Origin of the sequence: Xanthomonas indica (assembly GCF_040529045.1) — a bacterium.
Classification (GTDB): domain Bacteria; phylum Pseudomonadota; class Gammaproteobacteria; order Xanthomonadales; family Xanthomonadaceae; genus Xanthomonas_A; species Xanthomonas_A indica.
Map to the genome: position 1 here is coordinate 1591420 of NZ_CP131914.1, position 26459 is coordinate 1617878.

At 69.8% G+C, this 26459-nt stretch carries 22 protein-coding genes; 9 read left to right on the plus strand and 13 right to left on the minus strand.

What is annotated here, in order from left to right; translation table 11 throughout:
- Positions 1–53: 53 nt before the first annotated feature.
- The gene (locus tag Q7W82_RS06775) at positions 54–1352 is read right to left on the minus strand and encodes a nucleoside transporter C-terminal domain-containing protein (protein WP_048490482.1); all 1299 of its coding nucleotides are present in this window, start codon (positions 1350–1352) and stop codon (positions 54–56) included.
- Positions 1353–1567: 215 nt separating this feature from the next.
- On the opposite strand from Q7W82_RS06775, the gene Q7W82_RS06780 reads away from it, so the two are divergent.
- The 5 genes from Q7W82_RS06780 to Q7W82_RS06800 all read left to right on the plus strand — a co-directional run bounded on the left by Q7W82_RS06780 (position 1568) and on the right by Q7W82_RS06800 (position 6907).
- Positions 1568–2539, plus strand: coding sequence for an aldo/keto reductase (locus tag Q7W82_RS06780; protein ID WP_242160708.1), 972 nt, complete (start codon positions 1568–1570; stop codon positions 2537–2539).
- 173 nt (positions 2540–2712) lie between these two features.
- On the plus strand, positions 2713–2913 hold the full coding sequence (locus tag Q7W82_RS06785) for a hemin uptake protein HemP (protein ID WP_017907561.1): 201 nt from the start codon (positions 2713–2715) through the stop codon (positions 2911–2913).
- Positions 2914–3089: 176 nt separating this feature from the next.
- On the plus strand, positions 3090–5321 hold the full coding sequence (locus Q7W82_RS06790) for a TonB-dependent hemoglobin/transferrin/lactoferrin family receptor (RefSeq protein ID WP_242160709.1): 2232 nt from the start codon (positions 3090–3092) through the stop codon (positions 5319–5321).
- 6 nt (positions 5322–5327) lie between these two features.
- On the plus strand, positions 5328–5921 hold the full coding sequence (locus tag Q7W82_RS06795; protein WP_242160710.1) for a Hemin transport protein: 594 nt from the start codon (positions 5328–5330) through the stop codon (positions 5919–5921).
- A gap of 47 nt (positions 5922–5968) precedes the next feature.
- A complete protein-coding gene (locus tag Q7W82_RS06800; RefSeq protein ID WP_242160711.1) occupies positions 5969–6907 on the plus strand; it encodes a DUF6607 family protein in 939 nt (312 codons plus the stop codon).
- Between the two features lie 128 nt (positions 6908–7035).
- Here Q7W82_RS06800 and Q7W82_RS06805 read toward each other — a convergent pair whose 3' ends face one another.
- The 7 genes from Q7W82_RS06805 to Q7W82_RS06835 all read right to left on the minus strand — a co-directional run bounded on the left by Q7W82_RS06805 (position 7036) and on the right by Q7W82_RS06835 (position 15333).
- The gene (locus tag Q7W82_RS06805) at positions 7036–7905 is read right to left on the minus strand and encodes an ABC transporter permease (RefSeq protein ID WP_242160712.1); all 870 of its coding nucleotides are present in this window, start codon (positions 7903–7905) and stop codon (positions 7036–7038) included.
- The gene (locus Q7W82_RS06810) at positions 7902–8780 is read right to left on the minus strand and encodes an ABC transporter ATP-binding protein (RefSeq protein ID WP_242160713.1); all 879 of its coding nucleotides are present in this window, start codon (positions 8778–8780) and stop codon (positions 7902–7904) included. The genes Q7W82_RS06805 and Q7W82_RS06810 overlap by 4 nt, the downstream gene beginning before the upstream one ends.
- A 1-nt stretch (position 8781) precedes the next feature.
- On the minus strand, positions 8782–9840 hold the full coding sequence (locus Q7W82_RS06815; protein WP_242160714.1) for an ABC transporter substrate-binding protein: 1059 nt from the start codon (positions 9838–9840) through the stop codon (positions 8782–8784).
- Between the two features lie 69 nt (positions 9841–9909).
- Positions 9910–10803 carry a TauD/TfdA family dioxygenase gene (locus Q7W82_RS06820; protein WP_242160715.1) on the minus strand — a complete coding sequence of 298 codons (894 nt, stop codon included), beginning with the start codon at positions 10801–10803 and terminating at the stop codon, positions 9910–9912.
- A 367-nt stretch (positions 10804–11170) separates the two neighbouring features.
- The gene (locus tag Q7W82_RS06825) at positions 11171–12085 is read right to left on the minus strand and encodes a trypsin-like serine protease (RefSeq protein WP_242160716.1); all 915 of its coding nucleotides are present in this window, start codon (positions 12083–12085) and stop codon (positions 11171–11173) included.
- A 165-nt stretch (positions 12086–12250) separates the two neighbouring features.
- Positions 12251–14734, minus strand: coding sequence for an FtsX-like permease family protein (locus tag Q7W82_RS06830; protein ID WP_242160717.1), 2484 nt, complete (start codon positions 14732–14734; stop codon positions 12251–12253).
- The gene (locus Q7W82_RS06835) at positions 14731–15333 is read right to left on the minus strand and encodes an ATP-binding cassette domain-containing protein (RefSeq protein ID WP_010342203.1); all 603 of its coding nucleotides are present in this window, start codon (positions 15331–15333) and stop codon (positions 14731–14733) included. Before Q7W82_RS06835 ends, Q7W82_RS06830 begins: the two co-directional genes overlap by 4 nt.
- A 124-nt stretch (positions 15334–15457) precedes the next feature.
- Between Q7W82_RS06835 and Q7W82_RS06840 the strand changes: the two genes are divergently transcribed.
- The 3 genes from Q7W82_RS06840 (at position 15458) to Q7W82_RS06850 (ending at position 18312) form a co-directional block, all read left to right on the plus strand.
- On the plus strand, positions 15458–16117 hold the full coding sequence (locus Q7W82_RS06840; protein WP_242160718.1) for an arylesterase: 660 nt from the start codon (positions 15458–15460) through the stop codon (positions 16115–16117).
- Between the two features lie 92 nt (positions 16118–16209).
- Positions 16210–16923: a response regulator transcription factor gene (locus Q7W82_RS06845; RefSeq protein ID WP_003481607.1), complete on the plus strand. Its 714-nt coding sequence runs from the start codon at positions 16210–16212 to the stop codon at positions 16921–16923.
- Positions 16924–17031: 108 nt separating this feature from the next.
- Positions 17032–18312 (plus strand): HAMP domain-containing sensor histidine kinase, encoded by a 1281-nt coding sequence (locus Q7W82_RS06850; RefSeq protein WP_242160719.1) that lies wholly within the window; start codon positions 17032–17034, stop codon positions 18310–18312.
- A gap of 121 nt (positions 18313–18433) precedes the next feature.
- Here the strand turns inward: Q7W82_RS06850 and Q7W82_RS06855 are convergent, their stop codons facing one another.
- The 5 genes from Q7W82_RS06855 to Q7W82_RS06875 all read right to left on the minus strand — a co-directional run bounded on the left by Q7W82_RS06855 (position 18434) and on the right by Q7W82_RS06875 (position 25891).
- The gene (locus Q7W82_RS06855; RefSeq protein ID WP_242160720.1) at positions 18434–19603 is read right to left on the minus strand and encodes an efflux RND transporter periplasmic adaptor subunit; all 1170 of its coding nucleotides are present in this window, start codon (positions 19601–19603) and stop codon (positions 18434–18436) included.
- A complete protein-coding gene (locus tag Q7W82_RS06860) occupies positions 19593–22805 on the minus strand; it encodes an efflux RND transporter permease subunit (RefSeq protein WP_242160721.1) in 3213 nt (1070 codons plus the stop codon). Before Q7W82_RS06860 ends, Q7W82_RS06855 begins: the two co-directional genes overlap by 11 nt.
- 187 nt (positions 22806–22992) lie before the next feature.
- Positions 22993–24402 carry a HAMP domain-containing sensor histidine kinase gene (locus tag Q7W82_RS06865; RefSeq protein WP_242160722.1) on the minus strand — a complete coding sequence of 470 codons (1410 nt, stop codon included), beginning with the start codon at positions 24400–24402 and terminating at the stop codon, positions 22993–22995.
- Entirely contained in the window at positions 24380–25066 is a 687-nt protein-coding gene (locus Q7W82_RS06870) for a response regulator transcription factor (protein WP_242160723.1), read from the minus strand. The genes Q7W82_RS06865 and Q7W82_RS06870 overlap by 23 nt, the downstream gene beginning before the upstream one ends.
- A gap of 108 nt (positions 25067–25174) precedes the next feature.
- Entirely contained in the window at positions 25175–25891 is a 717-nt protein-coding gene (locus Q7W82_RS06875) for an SGNH/GDSL hydrolase family protein (RefSeq protein WP_242160724.1), read from the minus strand.
- Between the two features lie 187 nt (positions 25892–26078).
- On the opposite strand from Q7W82_RS06875, the gene Q7W82_RS06880 reads away from it, so the two are divergent.
- Complete coding sequence (locus tag Q7W82_RS06880; RefSeq protein WP_019796877.1) at positions 26079–26459, plus strand: diacylglycerol kinase; 381 nt, start codon at positions 26079–26081, stop codon at positions 26457–26459.

Sequence of the window (26459 nt, forward strand, 5' to 3'; positions counted from 1 at the left end):
TCTCGACTGGAACTGAAAAAAGGAAAAACGGTGGAGCGGATGTTGCGGCCGGATCAGGCGAAGTGCGACAGCACCCCGGCGATGGTCGCGGTCATGAAGGTGGCGATCGAGCCGCCCAGCACGGCACGCAGGCCGAAGCGCGCCAGGTCGTGGCGGCGCTCCGGGGCCAGGCCGCCGATGCCGCCGATCTGGATCGCGATCGAACTGAAGTTGGCGAAGCCGCACAGCGCGTAGGTGGCGACCAGCCGGCCTTCCGCGCTGAGGCTCACGCCCGGCACCTGGCCCTGCACGATGCGCGACAGCTCGGTATACGCGACGAACTCGTTGATGACCACCTTCTGGCCGATCAGCGAACCGACCGTGGTCGCATCCGGCCACGGCGTGCCGATCACCCAGGCCACCGGCGCCAGCACGTAGCCGAAGATGGTGGACAGGTTGGTCGGGCGGCCGAGCGCGCTGGCCAGGCCGGTGACGTCGCCGAGCCAGGTCAGCGGCGCGTTGACCAGCGCGATCAGGGCGATGAAGGCCAGCAGCATCGCGCCGATGTTCAGCGCCAGGCGCAGGCCGTCGCCGGCGCCGGCGGCGGCGGCATCGATCACGTTGCTGGTGGTCTTCTCCACTTCCATCTTGACCGTGCCGCGGGTCAGCGGCGTACCGGTCTCCGGCACCAGCAGCTTGGCCACCACCAGCGTGGCCGGCGCGGCCATGATGCTGGCCGCCAGCAGATGCTTGGCGTAGAACGCCTGCTGCGCCGGATCGCCGCCGCCGAGCATGCCCACGTAGGCCGCCAGCACGCCGCCGGCGATGTGCGCCATGCCGCCGATCATCATCGTCAGCAGTTCGGATTCGGTCATGCGCGGGATGTAGGGGCGCACCGTCAGCGGCGCCTCGGTCTGGCCGATGAACACGCTGGCGCAGACGCTGGTGGTCTCGGCGCCGGACACGCGCATCACCTTGGTGATGGCCCAGGCCATCACCCGCACCACCGCCTGCATCACCCCCAGGTGGTACAGCACGCCCATCAGCGCGGAGAAGAAGATGATGGTCGGCAGCACCTGGAAGGCGAAGATGAAGCCGTAGGTCTTGGTGTCGAGCAGGCTGCCGAAGATGAAGCTGGAGCCTTCGTTGACGAAGCTCAGCACCTTCACGAACACCTGGCCGAGCCAGTCGAACACCTCGCGCCCGCCCGGGACCAGCAGCACCAGCGAGGCGAAACCGATCTGCAGGACCAGGCCGGTCGCGACCAGCTTCCAGTCCACCGCCCGGCGGTTGTTGGAGAACAGCCAGGTGATCCCGATCAACACCGCCAAACCGAACAGGCCGAAGCCGATCCTTCCCAATCCCTCGACCATCTGCGTCCCCGGGTCCCCGACCAAAGACGGGAAGCCTAGTGCAGGGGGTGACGGCCGGCAAGGCGAGGCGTGTTCAGTCGGGGGATTGGGGATTCGGGATTCGGGATTCGCAAGAGCGGGGCCCCTGCCGCTGGCGGGGCGATGCCGGGCGGCGTCGCTACACTGTGCGGCCGTCCCCGGCCATGCCGCGGGTTCGCTCAGCAGGAGGAGTTGCCATGCATTACCGTCGCCTCGGGACCACCGGGCTGCAGCTGTCGGCGCTGTCGTTCGGCGCCTGGATCAACTTCGGCGGGCAAACCGGCCGCGACGAAGCGCGCAACCTGATCGCCGCCGCCTGGGACCACGGCATCAATTTCTTCGACAACGCCGAGGTCTATGCGCACGGCCGCGCCGAGCAGGTGATGGGCGACGTGATCGCCGACCTGCGGCTGCCGCGCGACGGCTTCTGCGTGTCCAGCAAGGTCTACTTCGGCGCCGTCGAGTCGCCGCGCCCGACCCAGCGCGGGCTCTCGCGCAAGCACGTCACCGACGCCTGCCATGCCGCACTCAAGCGCTTGCGGGTGGACTACCTGGATCTGTACTACTGCCACCGCCCCGACCCGGACACGCCGGTGGAGGAAACCGTACGCGCGATGGATGCGCTTATCCGCCAGGGCAAGGTGCTGTACTGGGGCACCTCCGAGTGGCCGGCCGAGCGCATCCGCGAGGCAGCGCAGGTGGCGCGTGCGCTGGGCCTGCACGGGCCGTCGATGGAACAGCCGCAGTACAACCTGCTGCATCGCCAGCGCGTGGAGCAGGAGTACGCGCCGCTGTACGCCGAACTCGGCCTGGGCACCACCATCTGGTCGCCGCTGGCCTCGGGCCTGCTCACCGGCAAGTACAACGACGGCATCGATCCGGCCTCGCGGCTGGGCCAGGAGCGCAACGCCTGGCTGCAGCAGGAGGTGATCGGGCCGCCGGCGCAGCGCCGGGTCGAGCGTGCGCGCGCCTTCACCGCGCTGGCCGCGGCCGAGGGCGTGGCGCCGGCGGCGCTGGCGATCGCCTGGTGCCTGCGCAACCCGCATGTGTCCACGGTGATCCTGGGCGCCAGCCGGGTCGCGCAGTTGCTGGAGAACCTGGTCGCACTGGAACTGGCCGAGCGCGACGACCCGGCGTGGTGGGGCAGGGTCGAGTCCGCGTTGGCGTAAGCACTCGGGCCGGCGCCGCCGCGCCGGCCGTCGCTCGCGTGCCGTTCGATTTTCCGCGTCTTTGGTTGTTGCGGTTTCGATCGCGAGTACGAATCGAAATGGTCGAGAATGGGTCTTGATTAATTATTGAGAATCATTATCATCTCGATGCACCCCGTGGATGGAGTCCGACCATGACCGCTCAACCCGTGCTGTTGCGTCACCCCGAAACCCTGAGCCTGCGCGAGCGCACCGTGCCGCGCGCTGTGCCGGCCGAAGAAACCATCAGCAGCCAGGCGCTGCTCAAGGGTCGCCGCGAAGTGCTGATCCAGCACGGCGACCGTGTCTATCGCCTGCGCCACACCAGCAACGACAAGCTGATCCTGACCAAGTAACGCCGTCCGGCCGCCGCGCGCGGCCGGCCTCCCCGCTCGATCTGCCGCCACCTGGCCGACGCCCCTGCGCGTCGGCCGCGGCCGCCTCGCAGTCGCGATCCTTCTCTCTCCCCTCGGCCAGGCGCGGACCCCGCGCCGTGCCGGTCGAGGGTCTTCCGCGACCACCGATGCTCTCCATGTTCCGTACCGCTCCGCTGACCGGCGCGCTGTGGCTGGCCCTGGCCTCCTGCGCGCATGCCGCTCCGGCATCCGCCTCTGTCTCTTCTTCCAACGCTGACGCCGACGCCAGTGCGGCGGCCGCCGTCCGCGATTTCGATCGCCTGCAGGTCACCGCCACCCGCACCCAGCGCGCCATCGTGGATGTGCCGGGCAGCGTCGATGTGATCGACCGCGAACAGATGGATCGCACCCTGGTCCACGACCTGAAGGACCTGCTGCGCTACACGCCGGGCGTGTCCGCCACCGGCAACAGCGGCCGCTTCAGCGGCATCTCCGGCATCCGCATCCGTGGCCTGGACGGCAACCGCGTGCTGATCCAGACCGATGGCATCCCGGTCTCGGACAGCTTCAGCTTCGGCAGCTACCTCAACGCCAACCGCAACTTCGTCGACATGGACACGCTCAAACGCGTGGAGATCGTGCGCGGCCCGGCCAGCGCGCTGTATGGCTCCGATGCGCTCGGTGGCGTGGTGGCCTACGTCACCAAGGATCCGGCCGACTACCTGGCGCCGGGCAAGGACAGTTACGTCGGCCTGAAGTTCGGCTACGAGAGCGAGTGGAAGGGCCTGTTCGCCGGCGCGCTGGTCGCCTTCGGCGGGGACCGCTGGAGCGGCATGGCCGCGCTCAGCCATCGCCAGGGCCAGGAGAGCGAGACCCAGGGCGACAACCGCAGCATCGGCGCCGCCCGCACCGCGCCCAATCCGCTCAGCAGCGACGGCCGCAGCCTGCTCAGCAAGCTGGTCTACACGCCCAGCGCCAACCAGCGCTTCAAGCTGACCGTCGAAGGCAACGAGGACTATTCCCGCATCGATGCGCTGAGCAACGTCACCGCCAGCATCCTGTCGCAGCGTGGCCGCGACCATCAGACCCGCGCCCGCGTGTCGCTGGGGCACGAGGTGGACCAGCTCGACACGCTGCTTGCCGACGACCTGCAGTGGCAGCTGTACCGCCAGGACAGCCAGAGCCTGCAGCGCACCGACGAGCGCCGCAGCAACGCGACGCTGCGGCACATGCAGCACGACTTCGACCAGCGCCTGTACGGGCTGCAGGCCAACCTGCACAAGCGGGTGGACCAGGGCCGCGTCGTGCACGACATCAGCTACGGCATCGACCTGTCGCACACCGATACCCACGAGAAGCGCGACGGCCACACGCTGAACCTGCGCACCGGGGCGATCAGCAAGACCGTGGGCATGGAGACCTTTCCGGTCCGGGATTTCCCGATCACCGAGACGCTCAAGGCCGGTGCCTACCTGCAGGACGAGATCGCCCTGGCCGACGGCCGCTTCAGCCTGACGCCGGCGCTACGTGCCGACTACTACCGGCTGTCGCCGCAGGTCGATGCGATCTTCGCCACCGACAATCCCGGCGTGGCGGCGAAGAAGATCAGCGACCGCAACGTCTCGCCCAAGCTCGGCGCGATCTGGCGCCTGGACGACGCCTGGTCGCTGTACGCCAACTACGCGCATGGCTTCCGCGCGCCACCGTACAACGACGTCAATATCGGCTTCACCAATCTGCTGATCGGCTACACCGCGATCGCCAATCCCGACCTGAAGCCGGAGACCAGCCGCGGCGCCGAACTGGGCGTGCGCTACGCCGGTTCGGCCATCTACGCCGGCCTGAGCGCCTACCGCAACGCCTACCGCGACTTCATCGAGTCCTATCGCTTCGTCGGCTTCAACGCCGACGGCCTGATGCTGTATCAGTCGCGCAACGTCGACCGGGTGACCATCCGTGGCGTCGAGGCCAAGGCCGGCATCGACTTCGGCGCACTCGATGCGCGCTGGGCCGGCTGGTCGCTGCAGGCCAGCGCCGCCTATGCGCGCGGCGACAACCGCACCGACGGCACGCCGCTCAATTCGGTGGATCCGCTGCGCGGCGTGCTCGGGCTGGGCTACGACCGCGGCACCTGGGGCACGCAACTGGTCGCCACCGCGGTGGCGAAGAAGCGCCGGCCGGAACTGCCCACCTACTACACGCCGGCCGGCTACGCGACGCTGGACCTGCTCGCGCACTGGCACTTCACCGAAGGCGCGCGGCTCGACGTGGGCGTGTTCAACCTGGCCGACCGCCGCTACATCGACTGGAACATGCTGCCCGGCGCGACCCTGGCCAGCAGCGCCGTGCTCGACCGCTATACCGGCGCCGGGCGCAACGTCTCGGTCAGCCTGGCGCTGGATTGGTAGCCGCGCATGCGCACGGCGTCGCCAGCGCGGACGGAGCAGGAGCGGATGGCCGCGTTTGCGCCGCTGCCGCGCCCGGCGCAACTGGCCGCGCTGGGCACCGTGCTGTGCCTGTACCGCGCCCGCACCGGCGCCGAACTGATCGGCTGGCGCCACGCCCGCGGCGTGGCCGCGCACCTGGACGTGGACAGCGACGGCGTGCTGGAGAGCCTGCGCTTCTACGATTGCCAGCAACAGTGCTGCTGGCGCCTGTACCTGCTGCCCGACAGCGATTTCGTCGCCTGGGACATGCTGCTGTCGGCGTTGCCCGCGGCGCAGGATGCCGCCGACGGCAGCGTCGCCGAGCGCCTGTGGCGGCGCGTCGCCGGCCGCCTGCGCGGCGATGGCTGGCACGCGCGAGCGCTGCGCCTGCACGCGGCCGATGGCGTGCTGGCGGCCAGCGTCGCCGGCGTGTCGCCGCTCGGCGCCAGCATCGCCCGCCGCATCGCGCGCCTGGAAGCGGCCGAGGGCGATGTGCTGGTCGACGACTGCTGTTGCGCCCGTGCCGGACGCCCTGCGCCGCGCCCCGATCCCGAGCGGCCATGGCCGCTGCTGCGGTTGTGAGCGGCCGATCGGTTTCCTCGTTCCCATCACCCAAGACACCTCTCTCGATGATGAAAGCTCCGCCTCTGTTCTGCGCCCTGCTGCTTGCCGGCAGCCTTCCCGTCCATGCCGAGAACGCCGACCCGGCGCGCGACCGTGCCAGCATCCTGGCGATGCAGGGCGAGTACACGGTGGCGTTCGCCTTCGACGAGACGGTGCTGCTGCAACCCGGCTACACGCGCGCCGCACCGTTGCGCAGCGGCGGCGACGAAGTGGTGATCGTGGTCGAGGACAGCCCGCGCAAGGTGGTGCTGCAGCATCTGCTGGTAGAGCCCAAGAGTGGCCACGTGACCAAGCACTGGCGCCAGGACTGGGTCTACGAGGCGCCGCAGCGCTTCGAGTTCAGCGCCGACCAGACCTGGCAGGTGCGCCCGCTCGATGCCGCCGCCACCCGCGGTGCCTGGACCCAGTGCGTGTACGAAGTCAGCGATGCGCCGCGCTACTGCGGCACCGGCCGCTGGGACTACGCCGATGGCCATCCGACCTGGACCAGCGACCTGAGCTGGCGCCCGCTGCCGCGTCGCGAGTACACCAAGCGCAGCGACTACAACGCGCTGGCAGTGATCAACCGGCACACGCTGACCCCGGCCGGCTGGACCCACGAGCAGTTCAACACCAAGGTGCTGCGCAAGCCCGATGGCAGCCAGCAGGCCATCGCGCGCGAGTTCGGCTTCAACGACTACGTCAAGACCACGACCGTCGACTTCACTCCGGCGCGCACCTACTGGAACGCGACCCAGGGCTACTGGGCCAGGGTGCGTGCGCGCTGGGACGGCCTGCTCGGCAAGCCGCCGGGCGTGCACCTGAAGACCAAGGTCGATGGCATGGCGATCATCGTGCCACTGTTCGGCCAGGCCGAGGCGGTGCAACAGGGCAAGCCGGTCAGCGATGCGCAGCTCGATGCGGTGTTCGCGCAATGGACGGCGCCGGCGCCAGCCGCGCGCTGAGGACAGCGCCGGCAATCAGCCAGGGTGGGGAAGGCGGCCGGGATGGCGCCTTCCCCTTTTTTGCGTTTCATCGATGCGCGGGCGCTCGTGCCGGCGGCGACCGGCCGTGGAGATGACGCCCGAATTGCTCAGCGCTGCATGCCCCAGCGGCGCACGGTGAGCCGTTCCAGCACGCGGAAGCCGGCGCCTTCCACCAGCAGGCCGAGCAGGATCACCATCGCCAGTCCGGCGAAGACACGGTCCGTGTAGAGCTCGTTGCGATTCTGGAAGATGTACCAACCTAGGCCACCCTGGCCGGAGGTGGCACCGAACACCAGTTCGGCGGCGATCAGCGTGCGCCAGGCGAAGGCCCAGGCGATCTTCAGGCCCGACAGGATCGCCGGCAGCGCGGCCGGCACCAGGATCGCGACCACGTAGCGCAGGCCGTGCAGGCCGTAGTTGCGCGCGGCCATGCGCAGCGTCTCCGGCACGCCCTGGAAACCGGCGTAGGTGTTCAGCGCCAGCGGCCACAGCACCGCGTGCACCAGCACGAACACCAGGCTGCCGTTGCCCAGGCCGAACCACAGCAGGGCCAGCGGCAGCAGGGCGATCGCCGGCAACGGATTGAACATCGCCGTCAGCGTGCCCAGCAGGTCGCGGCCGATCCGGGTCGAGACCGCCAGCGCGGTCAGGCCGAAGGCCAAGGCCACGCCGAGCGCATAGCCTTGCGCGAGCATGCGCAGCGACGCGCCGACCCGCCCCAGCAGTTCGCCCGTCCATATCCCGTCGGCGAAGGCACGCGCGGTCTGCAGGAAGCTCGGCAGCAGCAGGTCGTCGCCGAGCCAGCGCGCCGCCGCTTCCCACAGTGCCGCGAGCACGACCAACACCAGCGCCTGGCGCAGCCAGTCCGGGACCTGCCGCCGTCGGGTCACGGCCGTCGGCACGGTGGCGGTGTAGGGCACGACCGGGTTTTCGTACTCGGCGCGGATCGGCGGCCGCAGCGGCGCGGCGGCGCTCATGGCGTGGCCTCGCGCACACCGGCGCGGCGGCGCAACGGTGCGACGTTGCTGGCGGCCGTCGCCGTCCCCTCGGTGTCGTCGCCGACGTCGGCGGCGCCCGGCGGATCGAACAGCAGCCGATGGATGCGCTGTGCGGCGTGCTGGAACGCCGCGCTGCCGACGCTGCCGGGCCCGAAGCCGTGGCTGTTGAGTTCGGCGCGCACCTGGCCCGGGTGCGCCGACAACAGCACGATGCGGCTACCGACCAGCAAAGCCTCCTCGATCGAGTGGGTCACGAACAACAGGGTGAAGCGCGCCTCGTCCCACAGTTCCAGCACCTCCTCCTGCATGCGCTGGCGGGTCAGTGCGTCGAGCGCGGCGAACGGCTCGTCCATCAGCAGCACGCGCGGCTGCATCGCCAGCGCCCGCGCGATCGCCACGCGCTGCTTCATGCCGCCGGACAAGGTGTGCGGATAGGCGTCGGCGAACGCCGACAGCCCGACCTTGTGCAGGAAATGATCGGCGCGCTCGGCCGCTTCGCGCTGCCCCAGCTTGCGCGCCGCACGCAGGCCGAAGGCGACGTTCTGGCGTACCGTCTTCCACGGCGCGAGCTGGTCGAATTCCTGGAACACCACCACCCGGTCCGGCCCCGGTGTGCGCAGCACCTGCCCATCCAGGCGGATCTGGCCCTCGCTGGGCGCGACGAAGCCGGCGATGGCCTTGAGCAGGGTCGACTTGCCGCAGCCCGACGGGCCAAGCAGCACCATGCGATCGGCGGCATACACGTCGAAGCTGACCTGGTGCGTGGCGCGGACCACGCGCGACCCGCTGGCGTAGTCCAGGCTGACCCGCTCGAGCTGCAGCAACGGCGCCGGCGTCAAGGCGAAAGGGTTCATCTCAGCTGCCTCCGGCGACTTGCGCGCTGTCGAAGAAATAGTCCTTGACCGAGGTCGGCGCCTGCTTGATCGCGCCGATCCGGGACAGGAACTGGCCAAGCTTGAGCGTGTTCTGTGGCGCAGTCTTGAACTGCACCTTGGGGTCCTTGAGGATGCGCAGCACCAGCGCGCGATCGATCTTGCCGCCATTGCGGCGCACGAATAGGTCCGCCGCCTGTTCCGGCTGGCGTTGCACGAAGACCGCCGCCTCGGCCAGCGCCGCGACGAAGGCCTGGTAGGTCTTGGGATTGTCGCGGCGGAACTTCTCGGTGGCGTACAGCACCGTGGCCGAGGTCGGGCCGCCTTCGATCGCGTACGAGTCGAGCACGATGTGCGCCTTCGGATTGCGCGCCAGTTCCTGTTCCTGGAACGGCGGGCTGGCGAAGTGCGCGGTGATCTCGGTGCCGCCACGGATGATCGCCGCGGCCGCGTCGGGATGCGGCAAGGCCACCTGCTGCGCGTCCAGCCGGTTGTAGGCGCGCTCGCCCCAGCGTTGCGCCGAGGCATGCTGCAGCAAGCGCGACTGCACCGACACGCCGACCGCCGGCACCGCGATCCGATCGCGCGGGCCGAAATCGTCCAGGGTCTTGATCCGCGGATCGTTGCTGATCAGGTAGTACGGGAAGTTGCCCAGCGAGGCCACGCCACGCACGTTCTGGCGGCCGCGCGTGCGATCCCACAGGGTGAACAGCGGGCCCACGCCGGCGCCGGCCACGTCGATCGACCCGGACAGCAGCGCATCGTTGGCGGCCGCGCCGCCGGACAGCTGCACGGTCTCCACCGCGATGTCGATGCCGGCGGCCTTGCCGTGCTTCTCGATCAGCTTCTGCTCCTGCGCCACGTCCAGCAGCAGGTAGACGATGCCGTACTGCTTGGCGATACGCAGCCGGCCTTCGGCGTGCGCGGGCTGGACGTGCAGCAGCGCGACGGCGAGCAGCACGGTGGCGAACCAGCGTAGCCGCCGTGCTGCGGCAGCGGGCGACGCGGTGGCCGGGAATGCGGGCGAATCGAAAGCGGTCATGCGTCGTTCCAGTGGGGAGGGGACTACGCGGTCGGACAGCGGCGTGTCCGCCGCGTGGAGGGGCGTGGCTCAGAACGGCACGTCGCCCTCGATGGTGGTGCGGTGCAGGCGCCGGCGCAGGTGGTCCGGCGTGCCGCCGGCCAAGTGGGTGACCGAGCGGTTGTCCCAGAACACCATGTCGTGCGGCTGCCATCGGTGCCGATAGACCAGCGCATCGTCGCTGCTGTGCGCGAACAGCGCCTGCAGCAGCGCATCGCTTTCGTCCTGCGGCAGGCCGACGATGCGGGTGGTGAAGTGCTCGCTGACAAACAGCGCGCGGCGCCCGGTCTCCGGATGGGTGCGCACGATCGGATGGCGCACCGGTGGCACCTCGTCGATCTGCGCCTGGGTCAGCGGCGGGCGCCACGGATTGCGCTTGCGCAGGTCCTCGTACTTGGCCAGGTAGCTGTGCTCGGCCAGGCGTCCGTCGACCGCGCGCTGCAACTCAAGCGGCAGCGTATCCCAGGCCAGGTGCTGGTTGGCGAACAAGGTATCGCCGCCTTCGGCCGGCAACTCCTGCGCCAGCAGCATCGATCCCAGGCTCGGGGTCGGCTTGTACGACAGGTCCGAATGCCAGTAGTGGCCGGCATCGCCCAGCCCGATCGGCTGGCCATGCTCCTTGATGTTCGACACCACCAGCACTTCCGGATGATCGCGCAGCTGGAACTGGCGCAGCACATGGATCTGCAGCGGGCCGAAGCGGCGACTGAAGGCGACCTGTTGCGCCGGGGTGATGCGCTGGTCGCGGAACACCAGCACGTGGTAGTGCAGGTGCGCGCGATGCAACAGCGCGAACGTGGTGGCGTCCAGCGGCTGGGTCAGGTCCAGCCCCAGCACCTGCGCGCCCAGCGGCGCGGCGAACGGTTCGATGCGGACCGTCGGCGCGGCGGCGGCCGGCCGTGTTGCGATGGATGCGCGTGCCATGCGGCGGCCTCGTCTGCAAAGGATGCGACGCCACGGCTCCGGCATGCGGCGTCCATGCCCACTGTAGGCCGCGCCCGGCGCGCGCCGAAGCAACGATTCGGATGGTGCTTATACGCAACCGGCATATGCGTGGTGCCGGGATTCGGGATTCGGGATTCGGGATTGGGGATGCGTCGTGGTGCGCCGATCGCCGTTGGTGGTGCGTGCCGCCGATGGTGGCAAGCCCGCGGGGGCGACGTCCGCGTCTTGCAGCGGCCCGGTGTGCCGGGCCGCAAGGCGCTTGGTCTCGCGCAAGCCCAGCGCTGGCGGCTTGCGCAGGATGCGGCGGGTGCCGACTCGGTGAAGATCCCAGTCGGCCTCCCGAAGATCAGGGAGCTGGAACCTGCATTTGCCCGGACGCCACCGGCGCTTGTGGCGTCGCGGTCGGCGACGCGTCGTCCGTGGCAGTGGACATCACCTGTTGGATCCACGGCAAATAGTGGGACACGCGGACCGCATGCGTGAGCTGGCCATACAGGCCTTGCACGAACGGGCGCTGTGCTGTCCAGGTGCTCCAGAACGGATGGGCCGGCGGATATTGACCCCAGGAGGTCAGGCCGACGAGCTGGCGCGCATCGCCTGCGCCGATCAACAATGGGCCGCCGCTGTCGCCGCTGCCGGCGATGCCTTCCAGCGGCAGGGCAGACGGCGGCGGATCGAAGCGATACCAGAGGTAGCGCGGATCAGCGCCGACGATCGTGTTGAACGCGTGGCGCAGCACGCCGCGATGGGCACCGTGGGGATCCTGGCCGACGCTGCCGTTGCCGGTGGCGCCCTTGCCGATCAGTTCGGCGGTCATCCCCACCTCGTCGTCGCCGAGGTACAGCGCGGCCGGCGCCACGTCCGTTACCGGCGTGGCCAGCTCGATCAGCGCGATATCGTCGGAGGCGGCCAGAAACGCGTAGAACTTGGCGAAGTCGCGCGAGGCCAGCGCCTCCTGCACCAGCGCGTCGGGCAGCTTGCGATAGCCGGAATGGACGACGACCCGCTTGATCCTGTGCGCCACGCCGCCGATGGACACGTCCTGGTCCATGCCCGGCATCTGCATCGGCGCTGCGTGCGCGGCGGTGACCACCCATCGCGGGGCTATCAGCACACCGTGCCCCTCGCCGGGCAGGTCGGCCAGTGCCGGGAATGCCGCCGCCGGGATCCGATAGCGCGCTTCCTCCACGTCCGCCCTGACCACCACGGCGCCGGCCTTGGTGGCGATGGCAAGCAGGCAACAGGCGACAATCCATTTCATGCGTTTCTCCTTTCGATGCACCGCGATCCTACTCGTGGTGCTGAACGCATTGCGCCTGCTGTCGCCACAGACCGCCGCCGAGCGCCCGATGCGACCGTATCACGTCCGCGCAACGTGCAGCGCTTTTCCAAATCCCCAATCTCCATTCCCCAATCCCGGCTGCCCTCAGTTCTCGCGCAAGGCCAGCGCCGGTGGCGTACGCAGGATGCGGCGGGTGCCGGACCAGCCGGCGAGCAGGCTCAGCGCCACGCCGCCCAGGCCGCCGAGCAGCAGCGCCGGCCACGGTGGCGACAGCGCGAGGTCGAAGGCCTGCCTGGCCACCACCACGCCGATGATCGCCGCTGCCCCGACCGCGAGGATCGCCGCGAGCAGGCCGAGCGCGCCGAACTCCACCAGCACCGCACCGCGCAACTGCCCACGGCGTGCGCCCAGGGTGCGCAGCACCGCGCTGTCGTAGCGACGCTCGCCGGCGGTGGCCTGCAAGGCAGCGAGCAACACCAATGCGCCGGCCAGCAGGCTGAAGCCCATCACCAGTTGCACTGCCTGGGCGACGCGGTCGATGACCTCGCGCACGCGCTGCAGGATCGCGTCGATGTCCAGCAGCGACACGTTCGGATAGGCGCGGCTGAGCCCGCTCAGTTGCGCGGCCGAGGCGCGCGGCAGATGGAAGGCGGAGATCAGGTTGTACGGCGCATCCTGCACCGCGCCGGCGTTGAGCAGCAGGAAGAAGTTGACGCGGAACGAATCCCAGTCGGCCTTGCGCAGGCTGGTGACGGTGAAGCTGCGCTGCTGGTCGCCGAGCAGCAGGGTGATGCGGTCGCCGAGCTTGAGCCCGTAGCGCTGCGCCCAGCCTTCCTCCACCGAGGCCTCGGCGGCGGTGCTGTCGACGGCCCAGAAGCGTCCGGACAGCAGCCGGTTGGCGGCGGGGAACGCGTGCCGCCAGGAGAAGTTGATCGGCCGGTCGCTGCCGTCGCCGTCGTCGTCCGGACCCTGTTCGCGGCGCTGCGGCGGCTTGCCGTTGATTGCCACCAGCTTGCCGGTGCTGAACGGTTCCACCGCTGCGTCGGCCACGCCCAGCGTGCGCAGGGTGCTCAGCACCTGCTCGGCCTGGTCGGGCTGGATGTTCATCAGGAAGTAGTTCGGCGTGTCCGCCGGCAGCCGGTCGCGCCATTGCCCGAGCAGGCCGGGGCCGATCACCGCCAGCAACAGCAGGGCGCACAAGGACAGCGACAGGCCCACCAGTTGCACCACGCTCAATGCGCGGCGCCGGGTCAGCGCCGCCAGGCCCAGCTTCCATGGCCCGCGCAGACGTCCCTGCAGCCGCCGCAACACCGCCAGCAGCACCGCGCCCACCGCCGCGGCCAGCGCCGCCAACAGGGTCAGGCCACCCAGCACCCAGGCCGCGAGCACGCCGTCGCCGGTGGCGTAGACCGCCAGCACCACGGTGGCGACCAGCGCCGCGGCGTAGACCAGCAGCGAGGTCGGCGGCAGCGCGGCGAAACTGCGGTTGAGCACGCGCATCGGCGGCACGTCGCGCAGGCGCAGCAGTGGTGGCAGGCCGAAGCCGAGCAACAGCAACAGGCCGATGCCGGCGCCTGCCAGCGCCGGTGTGGCCTGCGGCAACGGCAGACGGTTCGGGATCAGACTGCCCAGCGCTTCGACCAGGCCGATCTGGGCCAGCATGCCCAGGCCCACGCCGAGCGCGCAGGCGGGGATCGCCAGCAGCAGCAACTGCAGCGCCAGCGCGCCGAGGATGTCGCGCTGGCGCGCACCCAGGCAGCGCAGTACGGCGACCTGGTCGATGCGGCGCAGGGCGAAGCGGTTGGCGGCCAGCGCGGTGGCGACGCCGGCCAGCAGCACCGCCAGCAACGCGGCCAGCGCCAGGAAACGCCCGGCGCGGTCGAACGCGCCGCGCACGCCGCGCTGGGTGTCCTCGATGCCGACCAGGCGGAACGCCTTGGCGCGCGGCGCCAGCCATGCGCGCAGGGCGGCGATCTCGCCGGGCGGGCCTGCGAACATCAGCCGGTAGGAGGCTCGGCTGCCGGGGCCGAGCAGGCCGGCGGCATCGACGTCGGCGCGGTTGACCAGCAGCGGCGGCGACAACTGCATCAGTTCGCCGGAGGCATCCGGCTCGGCGCGCAGCACCCGGGTCACGCGCAGCGTGCCGGCGCCGAACTCCAGCGCGTCGCCGAGCTTCAGGCCCAAGGCCTCGAGCAGGCGCGGATCGGCATAGGCCTCGCCGCGTGGCGGCGGCCCGGCGCGTTCGCTGCCGGCGCCGACGGTATCGCGCGCCACCAGCAGCTCGCCGCGCAGCGGATAACCGCCGCCCACCGCCTTGATGTTGGCCATCTGGCTGGCGTCGTCGTGGAACAGCACGCTGGGGAAACTGACCAGGCGCGTGCTGCGCAGCCCGCGCCGCTGCGCCTCCTCGGCGAAGGCGGCCGGAATGTCCTGGCGTCCGCTGACGCCGAGATCGCCGCCGATCACCTCGGCGGCGCTGCCGGTCAGTGCCAGGGTCACCCGGTCGACCAGGGTGCCGACCGCGGTCATCACCGCCACGCCCAGCACCAGCGCGGCGAACACGGTCAGCAGGTCACCGGCGAACAGCTCGCGGCGCAGCGCGCGCGCGGCGTGGCGCAGCACGTTCATGCGGCATCCGCCGCGTCGGCGGCGCGCAGGCGGCCGCCGTCGAGGCGGTAGCGGTGCTCGCAGCGCTGCGCCAGGCGCATGTCGTGGGTGACCAGCACCAGGGTGGTGTCGCTGCCGGCGTTGAGCGCGAACAGCAGGTCGCTGATCTGTTGTCCGGTAGCCTGGTCGAGGCTGCCGGTGGGCTCGTCGGCGAACAGGATGCGCGGCCGCGCCACGAACGCGCGTGCCAGCGCCACGCGCTGCTGCTCGCCGCCGGACAGTTGCCGCGGGTAGTGCCGCGCCCGCGCGCTCAGTCCGACCGCCTCCAGCACTTCGCGTACCCGCGCCGGATCCTCGCGTCCGGCCAGTTCCAGCGGCAGGGCGATGTTCTCGGCCGCGGTCAGCGACGGCAGCAGGTGGAAACTCTGGAACACGAAGCCGACTTCGCGTGCGCGCAACGCGGCGCGGGCTTCCTCGTCCAGCGCATTGAGCGACTGCCCGGCCAGCACGATCTCGCCGCGCGTGGGCAGGTCGAGGCCGGCCAGCAAGCCGAGCAGGGTGGTCTTGCCGGAGCCGGAGGCGCCGACGATGGCGACGCTGTCGCCTTCACCGATGGTCAATCCGACCTTGTCGAGAATGTGGACCGTACCCTCCGGTCCGCTGACGGATTTGCCGACATCGCGCACGTCGATGGCGATGCCGGCGCGAAGCGTGGGGGCCTGACTGTCGATGAGGGAATCTCCGATGCGTGGTGATGAGACGAGAAGCAAGCGGGCCTGGGCGCGCCGCGCCTGGCTGCTGCTGGCATGGTGGGTGCTGCTGCCCGTCATCGCCTGTGCCAAAGGTGCGACGGGCCCGGTGCTGGTGCTCGGCGACAGCCTCAGCGCAGCGCACAACATCCCGCTGCAGTCCGGTTGGGTGGCCTTGCTGGACAAGCGCCTGCAGCAACAGATGCGGACGCCGCCGGCCGTGGTCAATGCCAGCATCAGCGGCGAGACCTCCTCCGGCGCGCTGACCCGCCTGCCGGCGCTGCTGCAGAAGCACCGGCCGTCGGTGGTGGTGATCGAACTGGGCGGCAACGACGCGTTGCGCGGGCTGAGCCCGGCCGAACTGCGTGGCAACCTGGAGAAGATGATCGTGCTCAGCCGTGACGCGGGTGCGAAGGTGCTGTTGCTGGGCATCGACGTGCCGCCGAACTACGGCCCGGGTTACCGGCAGCGCCTGCGCGCGGTCTACGCCGACCTGGCGAAGCAGTACCGGACCGGCCTGCTGCCGTTCCTGCTGGAAGGCGTGGCGCTAAACCCGGCGCTGATGCAGGGCGATGGCCTGCATCCCACCGCCGCGGCCCAGCCCAAGGTGCTGGACAACGTGTGGCCGCAACTCAAACCATTGATCGTGCAGTAGTTTTTTCTCTGCTCAGGCAGATGAAGCGGTCTTCACGCCGCCACCACCGCCCATCCGGCATGTTTCACAAAGCTGAAGACTGAGGAAGCGTTATGCGTCAGACCAAGGAAACATCCGGGCTCGTGCTGGTCGTGGAAGACAACCGCAATATTTCCGAGATGATCGGCGAGTATCTGGAAGGCCGCGGGTTCGAAGTGGATTACGCCTGCGACGGCCTGGACGGCTACCGCCTGGCGGCGGAGAACAGCTACGACGTGGTGGTGCTGGACCTGATGCTGCCGCGCCTGGACGGCATCGAAGTGTGCCGCCGCCTGCGCAACGACGCGCGCAAGTCGACCCCGGTGCTGATGCTGACCGCGCGCGACACGCTCGACGACAAGCTCACCGGCCTGGGCTTCGGCGCCGACGACTACCTGACCAAGCCGTTCGCGATCCAGGAACTGGAAGCGCGCCTGCGCGCGCTGATCCGCCGCGAGCGCCGCCAAGTCGGCTCGGAAGTGCTGAAGGTGGCCGACCTGGTGCTGGACCCGGTGAGCATGCGTGCCACCCGCGCCGGCACCGAGCTGCAACTGTCGCCGATCGGCCTGCGCCTGCTGACCATCCTGATGCGCGAATCGCCGCGCGTGGTCACCCGCCAGGAAATCGAGCGCGAGATCTGGGGCAACGGCCTGCCGGACTCGGACACCCTGCGCAGCCATCTGTACAACCTGCGCAAGATCATCGACAAGCCGTTCGACCGCCCGCTGCTGCACACCGTGCAGAGCGCCGGTTACCGCATCGCCGACATCGCCCAGCCGATGAGCTGAGGCGGCGCCCAATCGTGGAATCCGCAGCGGCCCCGGTGAACGGGGCCGCTTGCACGAAAGACTCACGATCGCCCTTCCTATAATCGCGGCAACGATCACGGATGCCGTATGCCGCACGGGTTGCCGCGCAAACTTCGCCTCGCCCTGATTGCCCGCATCGTGTTTGCGGGCTGCGTGGTCACGCTTGCCAGTTATCTGGTGGTGGCGATCGTGCAGCACTCGCTGGTGGGATCGATCCTGAAGCAGGAGGCGCGCTACTACTGGCGCCTGCATGCGCAACAGCCGCAGCAGCCGCCGCCCAACACCCACAGCCTGCGCGGCTACCTGGTGGCGCCCGGCCAATCCGACGCCGCGGTGCCCGTCGACCTGCGCGGGCTGACGCCCGGCCTGCACGAGGACCGCCCCGGTGGCGAGATCGTGCTGGTCGACCAGAACCCGGCCGGTCGCCTGTACCTGGTGTTCCTGCGCGCGCCCGCGCAGCGCCTGGCGTTCTGGTTCGGCGTGGTGCCCACGTTGTTGACCCTGATCGCGGTGCTGGTGGTGGCCTGGCTGACCTGGCGAGTGTCGCGGCGCTTGCTGTCGCCGATGAACTGGCTGGCGCGGCGCGTCTCGCGTTGGGATCCGCGGCATCCGGTCGCTGCCGAACTGGCCCCGGAAAACCTGCCGGCCGACGTGCAGGGCGAGGCGCGGCAGCTGGCCGCGGCCCTGCATGCGCTGGCCCAGCGCGTCACCGACCACGTCGCCCGCGAACGCAACTTCACCCGCGACGCCAGCCACGAACTGCGCACGCCGCTGACGGTGATCCGGGTCGCCACCGACATCGCGATGACCGAGCAGGAACTGCAGCCGCGCCTGCACCGCAGCCTGCAGCGGATCCAGCGTGCCGGCCGCGACATGGAGGCGGTGATCGATGCCTTCCTGATCCTGGCGCGCGAAGCGGACGTGGTGCCGCAGAGCGAGACCTTCGACGTGGCCGACGTGGTCGAGTACGAGGCCGAGAACGCGCGCGAGCTGCTGGCGGACAAGCCGGTGACCCTGAGCGTACGCGTGCTGGGCTCGGCGACGCTGCACGCGCCGCCGCGGGTGCTGCACGTGGTGGTCAGCAACCTGCTGCGCAATGCGTGCAGCTACACCGATACCGGGCGCGTCGAAGTCGAGGTCGAGGCCGATCGCATCCGCATCCGCGATACCGGCATCGGCATGTCCGAGGACGCCTTGCGGCACGCCTTCGAGCCGTTCTTCCGCGCCGAGCCGGAGCGCCCGCAGGGCGCGGGGCTGGGCCTGTCGATCGTGCGCCGGTTGTGCGAGCGCTTCGGCTGGCAGGTCGCGCTGGAAAGCGCCGAAGGCGGCGGCATCCTCGCCACGGTACGGTTCGCTCCGGCAACCTGAGCGCCGGCGCCGGGCGGGCGCTGCGTCCTGGTGGCGGGCGGCGGTGCGATCGCCGTTGCCGGCCGAGCGTCCGCGCCGCGCCGGATGCTTCCCGCCGTGCCTCGGCGGGGTTTCGTTAGGGTCAGGCCTTGGCGTGTGCGCCTTGCGCCTTCGACGCGCTGATGCGCACCTTGTCGCCGTCGGCCAGGCCGTCCGGCGGGCTTTCGATCAGGCGGTCGCCGGCGGCCACGCCGGACCCCAGTTCCACGGTCTTGCCGAAGTCGCGCGCGATCGTCACCGGCTTGAAGGCGACCGTGTCGTGCGCGTCGACCACCGCCACGCGCAGGCCCTTGTCGTCGAACACCAGCGCGCTGGCCGGCACCCGCAGCCGCGCGGCGTCGGCCGGGAGATCCAGACGGACGCTGGCATAGCCGCCCGGCAGCAGCTTGCCGTCCTGGTTGTCCACGGCGACCTGGACCAGCGTGGTGCCGGAGGCGGCATTGACGGCCCCCGATGCGCTGTCGACGACGCCGTTGAAGGTCTGCCCCGGGTATTCGGGCACCGTCAGCGTCACCCGGCTGCCCGTGCGCACCGATGGCGCATCGCTCTGCGGCACGTTCACGTACATGCGCAGCTTGCGGGTGTCCGACACCACGAACAGTTCCTGGCCGCCGCCGGCGTTGATCAGTGCGCCCACATCGGTGTTGCGGGCGGTCACGGTGCCGTCGAACGGCGCCACCAGGGTGGCGAAGCGCTTCAGCGCTTGGAGGTGGTCGAGATTGGCCTGTGCGGACTGGGCGAGGGCGCGCTTGGCGTCGTAGTCGCCGGTCTTCTCGTCCACGGCCTGCTTGGACACCACCTCGGTCTGGCCCATGGTTTGCCAGCGTTTGGCGGTGGTCTGCGCCAGCGCGGCGTTGACGCGCGCGTTGGCGAGGTCGGCCTTGGCCTGGAGCAACTGCTGGTCCAGGTCGGGCGTCTCGATCTCGGCGAGCACATCGCCGGCCTTTACCTTGGCGCCGATGTCGGTCTTCCACCATTTCAGGTAGCCGCTGGCACGGGCGAAGATCGGCGCGCGCGCATACGCCTCCAGGCGGCCGGGGAGATTGAGGACACCATCGCCCTCGGCGGTCTGCGGGGCCACCACGGCCACCGTCGGCACCGCCTGGTCCGCGGTCCAGGTGCGCAGCCGGCGCGCGTCGCCGGCGCGCGTGGCGACCCCGGCGACGACGATGGCCAGGACCACGATCGCGGCGATGAGCGCGGCCAGGCGCAGCCGGCGCGGCGGGACGGGGGAGGACTGATCAGGCGACATGCGGGGACGCTCCGGGGGCGTGCGCCGTGGGCGAGGACGGCTGGGAGGCACGGCGGTGGATGAGGCTGAACACGATCGGCACGAAGAACAGCGTGCTGACGGTGGCGAAGATCAGGCCGCCGATGACGGCGCGGCCCAACGGTGCGTTCTGTTCGCCGCCTTCGCCCATGCCCAGGGCCATCGGCGCCATGCCGATGATCATCGCCAGCGCGGTCATCAGCACCGGGCGGAAGCGCACGAAGCCGCCTTCCAGCGCCGCCTTCGCCGCGTCGCCGTGCGCGGCGAGGCGCTCGCGGCAGAAGCTCACGACCAGGATCGAGTTGGCGGTGGCCACGCCCATGCACATGATGGCGCCAGTGAGGGCAGGGACCGACAGGGTGGTGTGCGTGGCGAACAGCATCCAGACGATGCCGGCGATCGCCGCGGGCAAGGCGCTCACGATCACGAATGGATCGCTCCACGACTGGAAGTTGACCACGATCAACAGGTAGATCAGCACGATCGCGCCAAGCAGGCCGAAGATCAGGCCGGAGAATGCCTTGTTCATCGTCTGCACCTGGCCGAGCAGGACCGTGCTGGAGCCCTTTGGCAGGAACTTCTGGTCGGCGTCGAGGATCTTCTGGATGTCGGCCGCGACCGCGCCCAGGTCGCGGTCCTGCGGGGAGGCGAAGATGTCCACGGTCGCATTGATGTTGTACTGGCTGACCACCGCATTGGTCGCGGTCCGCGACAGCGTCGCCAGCCCGCCCAGGCGCTGCGCGCCGCCCTGGCCGGCACTCGGGCTGATCGGCACGTTCTGCAGGTCGGGCAGGCTGTCGAGGCTGTACTGCGGCGTCTGCATCACGATCGGATAGGACACGCCGTTCTGCGGGTTCAGCCAGAACGTCGGGGCGATCTGGCTGGAGCCGGCGAGGTTCACGCCCAGGCTGCTGCTGACGTCGCGCTCGGTGATGCCGACCTGTTGCGCAAGGCTGCGGTCCACATTCACCGCGAAGCCGGGGCTGGCCTGCGACTGCTGGATGCGCGCGTCGGCCACGCCGGGGACGCGGCGGATCTCGCGCAGCAGGCGATTGGCGTAGGCGAAGTTGGCGGCGAGGTTGGGGCCGCGGATCTGCAGGTCCACCGGCGCCGGCGCACCGAAGTTCAGGATCTGGCTGATGATGTCGGCCGGCGGGAACGAGAACACCACCGACGGGAACTGCTGCGGCAAGGTCTGGCGCAGCATCCGCACGTAGTCGGCGGTGGGCGCGTGGCCTTCGCTCAGCGCGATCTGGATGTCGCCGTCCTGCGAGCCGATGGTGCCGGTGTTGTTGTAGGTGTTGTTGATGCCCGAGGACGACAGCCCGATGTTGTCGACCACGCTGGCCAGATCGCGCGGCGGAATGCGCCTGCGCACGGCGCCGGTCACGTCGGCGAACAGGTGCGCGGTCTCCTCCACGCGGGTGCCGACCGGGGCGCGCACGTGCATCAGGATCTGGCCCGAGTCCACCGACGGGAAGAAGTTGCGACCGAGCATCGGCAGCAGCAGGAACGACAGCGCCACGCACAGCAGGAAGCCGGGCACGAACGCCCTGCGGCGCAGCAGCGCGGTCTCGAGCAGGGCGTAGTAGCCGGCGCGCAGCCGCTCGAAGCGCTTTTCGAAACCGCGCTGGAAGCGCACCAGCGGATTGCGCGACGGCGGCTGACCATGGCCGTCGCCGTGCATGTCGGTATGCGGCGCATGCGGACGCAGCAGGTACTTGGCCATGGTCGGCACCAGCGTGCGCGACAGGAGGAAGGACGCGATCATCGCGAACATCACCGCTTCGGCCATCGGCACGAACAGGAAGCGCGCCACGCCTTCCAGGAAGAACATCGGCACGAACACGATGCAGATGCACAGCAGCGAGACGAAGGCCGGCGTCACGATCTGCGAGGCGCCGTCCATGATCGCCGTCTCCACCGACTTGCCCTGCTCCAGGTGCCAGTTGATGTTCTCGATGGTCACCGTGGCATCGTCCACCAGGATGCCCACGGCGAGCGCCAGACCGCCCAGGGTCATGATGTTCAGCGTCTCGCCGATCGCCGACAGCGCGGCGATCGAGCCGAGGATCGCCAGCGGGATCGAGATGGCGATGATCAGCGTCGAGCGCCAGCTGCCGAGGAACAGCAGGATCATCAGGCTGGTGAGCGCCGCGGCGATCACGCCTTCGCGCGCCACGCCCTCGATGGCGCCGCTGACGAACAGCGACTGATCGCCGATGGGCACGATCCGCAGGTCCGGCGGCAGGGCGTCCTTCATCGCCGCCACCCGGTCCTTGATGCCGGCGATGATCGCCAGCGTCGAGGCCGAGCCGTTCTTCATCACCGTCATCAGCACCGAGCGATTGCCGTTGACGTGCACGATGTTGGTCTGCGGCGGCGCGCCGTCGCGGACATGCGCCACGTCGCGGATGAACACCGTGGCGCCGTCGACCGTCTTCACCGGCAGGTTGCCCAGTTCGGCGATGTCCGACGGCGCGTTGTTGAGCTGCAGCGTGTATTCGTACTTGCCGATCTTCTGCGTGCCCACCGGGGTGATGAGGTTCTGCGCCGCCAGCGCGTTGGCCACGTCCTGCGCCGACAGGCCGCGCGCCTGCAGCGCCGGCGGATCGATGTCGATCTGGACCTGGCGGGTCTTGCCGCCGAACGGGTACGGGATCGCCGCACCGGCCACCGAGGTCAACTGCGGGCGGATGATGTTGAGGCCGAGGTCGGCGAGGTTCTGTTCGGTGAGTCCTTTGCCGGACAGCGCCAACTGGATGATCGGCACCGTGGAGGCGTTGTAGTTGAGGATCAGCGGCGGCGTGGTGCCTTGCGGCAGTTGCCGCAGCATGGTTTGCGCGACGGCGGTGACCTGCGCGTTGGCGGTGCGGATGTCGACGCTGGGCTGGAAGAAGATCTTGACGATGCCGAAGCCCTGGATCGACGTGGCTTCGATGTGCTCGACGTCGTTCACGGTGGTGGTGAGCACGCGTTCGAACGGCGAGGTGACGCGGCCGGCCATCTGCTCGGGCGGCAGGCCGTTGTACTGCCACACCACGGCGATCACCGGGATCTTGATGTCCGGAAAGATGTCGGTGGGCGTGCGCAATGCGGCGAGCGGGCCCACGATCAGGATCAGCAGGGCCAGGACGACGAAGGTATACGGACGCGTCAGTGCGATCCGGACGAGGCCAATCATGGAGGAGCGGTTTCCCTGCGCGAATGTTGCGTCGCGGCGGATTTTGCCTGCGGAGCTTTCCTCGGCGTCATGAAGATTTATTTAGATAGCCCGGCCCCGGCCGCAAACGCGCGCTGGTTCAACGGCTTGGGCGACAGTGGCGGACGCGCCGGGCGGATCGGTGCCCTGCCGGCATGGGCGGCCCGTGTCAGGCCGGGCCGGGCGCGCCGCGTGCGTGCTGCGCCGCCGTGGCGGGTGGGCAGAGCATCGAGAACACCGCGCCGCCCGCGTCGCCGCCCACCTGCAGTTCGTAGCCATGCAGGCGGACGATGGCGCTGACGATCGCCAGCCCCAGCCCGCAGCCGGGCTGGGAGCGGGTCTGGTCGGCGCGATAGAAGCGGCGGAAGATCGTCTTGCGTTCGTCGGGGGCGATGCCGGGCCCGGTATCGGCGACATCGATGCGGGCGTTGCCGTGCTGGTCGGTCCCTGCCAGCAGGCGGATCGTCCCGCCATCGGGGGTGAACTTGATCGCATTGCCGACCAGGTTGGCCAGTGCCTCGAACAGCAGGTGCGGATCGCCGTGCACGGCGGGCAGCGGCTGCAGCGCGAGGTCGAAGACCTGCCCGCGGTCCTCGGCCAAGGGCGCGTAAAACGCATGGACGTCGTGCAGCAGCGCGTCCAGGTCGATCGTCGAGAAGCAGGCGCTGCGCTGGCGATCTTCCAGTTCCGACACGCGCAGCAGCGCGCGGAATCGGGTCAGCACGGTGTCGATCTCGCTCACGCAGGCGTCCAGTTGCGCACCTTCCGGACGCTCCTCGAACTGCTGCTGCAGCCGGTGCAGGCGCGTGCGCATGCGCGTCAGCGGAGTGCGCAGGTCGTGGGCGATGTTGTCTGTGACGCCCTTCACCTCGCCGAGCAGGCGTTCGACTTCGTCCAGCGTCCGGTTCACCGTGGCCGCCAGCAGGTCCACCTCGTCGCCGCGCCGCGACACCGGCAGGCGCACGCTGAGGTCACCGCGGTGGATGGGCTGCATGGCCTGCTGGATGGCGCGGATGCGCCGCGCCGGGCCGCGCGCGAGGAGGATGCCGCCGAGCAGCCCCGGCAGCAGGGTCAGGGACAGTCCCCACAACAGCCCCCGGTAGATGATGGTGGTCAGCCCGTCGATCACGGTGCTCGCCTTGGCCACGACCAGGCGCCGCCCGTCCGGCAGTTCCCTGGCGATGCCACGGGCCTGGGTCAGGCGGCCGTTGCCGGCACCGATCAGCCGGGCGCTGACCAGGCCGACGCTGCCGTCGGTGGCCATGTCCTTGGGGATCGCGGCGATATTGCCGGCGATGCGGCGTCCCTGCGGGTCGAACAGGCCGACCCACATGAAGCCCTGGATGTCGATGGCGTTGGCTTCGCCCACCGTGTCGGCCAGGCGCCTGGGGTCGGTGTTCTCCAGGTAATGGATGCGCGCGACCAGCATCTGGTCGATCACGTGCGCCAGGTAGCGCGTGGACTCCCATTGCACGATGCCCAGCAGCACGATGCACCAGATCGCGAACAGCGCCCCGTAGATCAGGATCAGCCGCGTCGTGGCCGAGCGCCAGGCGTCACTCAGCGGGGGCAAGGACATACCCCGAGCCGCGCATCGTGCGGATGAGCGGCGGCTGGCCATTGCCGTCGATCTTGCGGCGGAGGCGGCCGATATGCACGTCGATCACGTTGGTGCCCGGGTCGAAATGGAAGCCCCAGACGTGTTCGAAGATCATCTGCCGTGTCACCACCTGGCCGGCGTTGCGCATCAGGAACTCGAGCAGGCGGAACTCGGTGGGCAGCAGGGTGAGCGGCTGGCCGGCGCGCAGTGCGTTGTGGCGGACCAGGTCGAGTTCGAGGTCGGCCACGCGCAGGCGGGTTTCGGGCGTGGCCGCCGCGTTGCGATGGCGGCGCACCAGCACTTCGGCGCGTGCGACCAGTTCGTCGGGCGAGAACGGCTTGGTCAGGTAGTCGTCGCCGCCCGCGCGCAGGCCGCGCACGCGCTCGTCCACCTCCGAGAGTGCGCTGATCATCAGCACCGGCGTCTGCACCGCGCGCTTGCGCAGTTCGGAGACCACGTCGATGCCGTCCATGCCGGGCAGCAGGCGGTCGAGGGTGATGATGTCGTAGCCATCGGCCAGCGCGCGCTGCAGGCCGTCGCGCCCGTCGGCGATCCAGTCGGCGCTGAAGCCATGCGCGCCGAGTTCGGCGACGATGTCGCGCGCGGTCACTTCGTCGTCTTCGATGACCAGGGCTCTGGGCATCCTGGCTTACTCCGTGCCGTGGCCAACGGAAATCCCCTGGCGGACACCGCCGACCGTGCCGGCCGGCAGCCGCCAGTGCGCCGTCTGCGCGAGGCCGTTCACCGCCTGTCAGGGAGCCAGGTACGGCCGCAGCGTGTCGCGCCACAGCGCGTAGCCGGCCGCGTTCATGTGCAGCTTGTCCGGTCCGAACAGTTCGGCGCGGGGCTGCCCGTCGGCGCCCAGCATCGGCGTGTAGACGTCGACGAACTGGACCTGCTTCAGGCCGGCCGCGGCCTTGCGGATCAGCGCGTTGGCCTCGGCCATCTTCGGCATCAGTGCCGCGCGCGAGGGGCTGGGCTTGATCGACAGGTAGACGATGCGGGTCTTGGGCAGGTCGCGGTGCACGCGGGTCACGAAGGCCACGAAATCGTCGCGCACCTGCTGCGGGCTGCGGCCGCTGTTGAGGTCGTTGTCGCCGGCGTAGAACACGATCAGACGCGGCTTGTACGGCACCACGATGCGGTCGGCATACCAGGTGCTGTCGCGGATCTCCGAACCGCCGAAGCCGCGGTTGAGCGTCTGCACGCCGGGGAAGTCCGTGGCCAGCGAGGTCCAGAAGCGGATCGAGGAGCTGCCGACGAACAGCACGCCGCCGGGTTTGACCGGATGCGCGGCATCGTCCTTGGCGAACCGCGCCATGTCTTCTTCCCAGGCCGCATTGGAGACCTGGTCGGGCACGCTGGGCGGCGCAGGCGGGGTGAGCGCCCGTGCCGGCGACAGGCCCAGCAAGGACAGGCTGAACAGACTCAGGGCGAGCAGCGGTGCGCGCAGCGGCGAACGGGGCATGACGCCTCCTCGAAGCTAGGGGATCGGCGATGGTGCCGCAGGCGCCGCATGCAGGCAAATCCACGGCGATGCCGGGCGCCGCCGCGGGGCTTGTGGCAAAATCGCGGCCTACCCCGCTGCGCCCTTGCCCATGACCGATTCCTTCCGGCCGTCGTCGCGTCCCCGTTGCCTGGGACGGGGCTGAGCCGTGGCCGACCAGTTCGGGCATCTGCCGCGCGGGCCGCGCCGCATGCTGATGGCGGCACGCTGGTCGTGGCAGGGGCTGCGCGCGGCCTGGCTGCACGAGTCCTCGTTCCGCCTGGAGGTGTGCCTGTGCCTGATCCTGGCGCCGTTGGCGCTGTGGCTGGGGCAGGGGCCGGTGCAGCAGGTGCTGATGATCGGCTCGCTGCTGCTGGTGCTGGCGGTGGAACTGCTCAATTCGGCGATCGAGGCGGTGATCGAGCGCTACGGTCCCGAGCATCACGAGCTGGCCGGCCGCGCCAAGGACATGGGCTCGGCCGCGGTCTTCGTGATGCTGGCCAACGTGGTGCTGTGCTGGGGCTTGATCCTGCTGCCGCGCCTGCTGTGA

What these genes read in the sequence shown, in the direction of transcription:
- Q7W82_RS06775 (WP_048490482.1), bottom strand. Translation starts at nt 1,352, where the DNA reads ATGGTCGAGGGATTGGGAAGGATCGGCTTCGGCCTGTTCGGTTTGGCG.
- Q7W82_RS06780 (WP_242160708.1), top strand. Translation starts at nt 1,568, where the DNA reads ATGCATTACCGTCGCCTCGGGACCACCGGGCTGCAGCTGTCGGCGCTG.
- Q7W82_RS06785 (WP_017907561.1), top strand. Translation starts at nt 2,713, where the DNA reads ATGACCGCTCAACCCGTGCTGTTGCGTCACCCCGAAACCCTGAGCCTG.
- Q7W82_RS06790 (WP_242160709.1), top strand. Translation starts at nt 3,090, where the DNA reads ATGTTCCGTACCGCTCCGCTGACCGGCGCGCTGTGGCTGGCCCTGGCC.
- Q7W82_RS06795 (WP_242160710.1), top strand. Translation starts at nt 5,328, where the DNA reads ATGCGCACGGCGTCGCCAGCGCGGACGGAGCAGGAGCGGATGGCCGCG.
- Q7W82_RS06800 (WP_242160711.1), top strand. Translation starts at nt 5,969, where the DNA reads ATGATGAAAGCTCCGCCTCTGTTCTGCGCCCTGCTGCTTGCCGGCAGC.
- Q7W82_RS06805 (WP_242160712.1), bottom strand. Translation starts at nt 7,905, where the DNA reads ATGAGCGCCGCCGCGCCGCTGCGGCCGCCGATCCGCGCCGAGTACGAA.
- Q7W82_RS06810 (WP_242160713.1), bottom strand. Translation starts at nt 8,780, where the DNA reads ATGAACCCTTTCGCCTTGACGCCGGCGCCGTTGCTGCAGCTCGAGCGG.
- Q7W82_RS06815 (WP_242160714.1), bottom strand. Translation starts at nt 9,840, where the DNA reads ATGACCGCTTTCGATTCGCCCGCATTCCCGGCCACCGCGTCGCCCGCT.
- Q7W82_RS06820 (WP_242160715.1), bottom strand. Translation starts at nt 10,803, where the DNA reads ATGGCACGCGCATCCATCGCAACACGGCCGGCCGCCGCCGCGCCGACG.
- Q7W82_RS06825 (WP_242160716.1), bottom strand. Translation starts at nt 12,085, where the DNA reads ATGAAATGGATTGTCGCCTGTTGCCTGCTTGCCATCGCCACCAAGGCC.
- Q7W82_RS06830 (WP_242160717.1), bottom strand. Translation starts at nt 14,734, where the DNA reads ATGAACGTGCTGCGCCACGCCGCGCGCGCGCTGCGCCGCGAGCTGTTC.
- Q7W82_RS06840 (WP_242160718.1), top strand. Translation starts at nt 15,458, where the DNA reads ATGCGTGGTGATGAGACGAGAAGCAAGCGGGCCTGGGCGCGCCGCGCC.
- Q7W82_RS06845 (WP_003481607.1), top strand. Translation starts at nt 16,210, where the DNA reads ATGCGTCAGACCAAGGAAACATCCGGGCTCGTGCTGGTCGTGGAAGAC.
- Q7W82_RS06850 (WP_242160719.1), top strand. Translation starts at nt 17,032, where the DNA reads ATGCCGCACGGGTTGCCGCGCAAACTTCGCCTCGCCCTGATTGCCCGC.
- Q7W82_RS06855 (WP_242160720.1), bottom strand. Translation starts at nt 19,603, where the DNA reads ATGTCGCCTGATCAGTCCTCCCCCGTCCCGCCGCGCCGGCTGCGCCTG.
- Q7W82_RS06860 (WP_242160721.1), bottom strand. Translation starts at nt 22,805, where the DNA reads ATGATTGGCCTCGTCCGGATCGCACTGACGCGTCCGTATACCTTCGTC.
- Q7W82_RS06865 (WP_242160722.1), bottom strand. Translation starts at nt 24,402, where the DNA reads ATGTCCTTGCCCCCGCTGAGTGACGCCTGGCGCTCGGCCACGACGCGG.
- Q7W82_RS06870 (WP_242160723.1), bottom strand. Translation starts at nt 25,066, where the DNA reads ATGCCCAGAGCCCTGGTCATCGAAGACGACGAAGTGACCGCGCGCGAC.
- Q7W82_RS06875 (WP_242160724.1), bottom strand. Translation starts at nt 25,891, where the DNA reads ATGCCCCGTTCGCCGCTGCGCGCACCGCTGCTCGCCCTGAGTCTGTTC.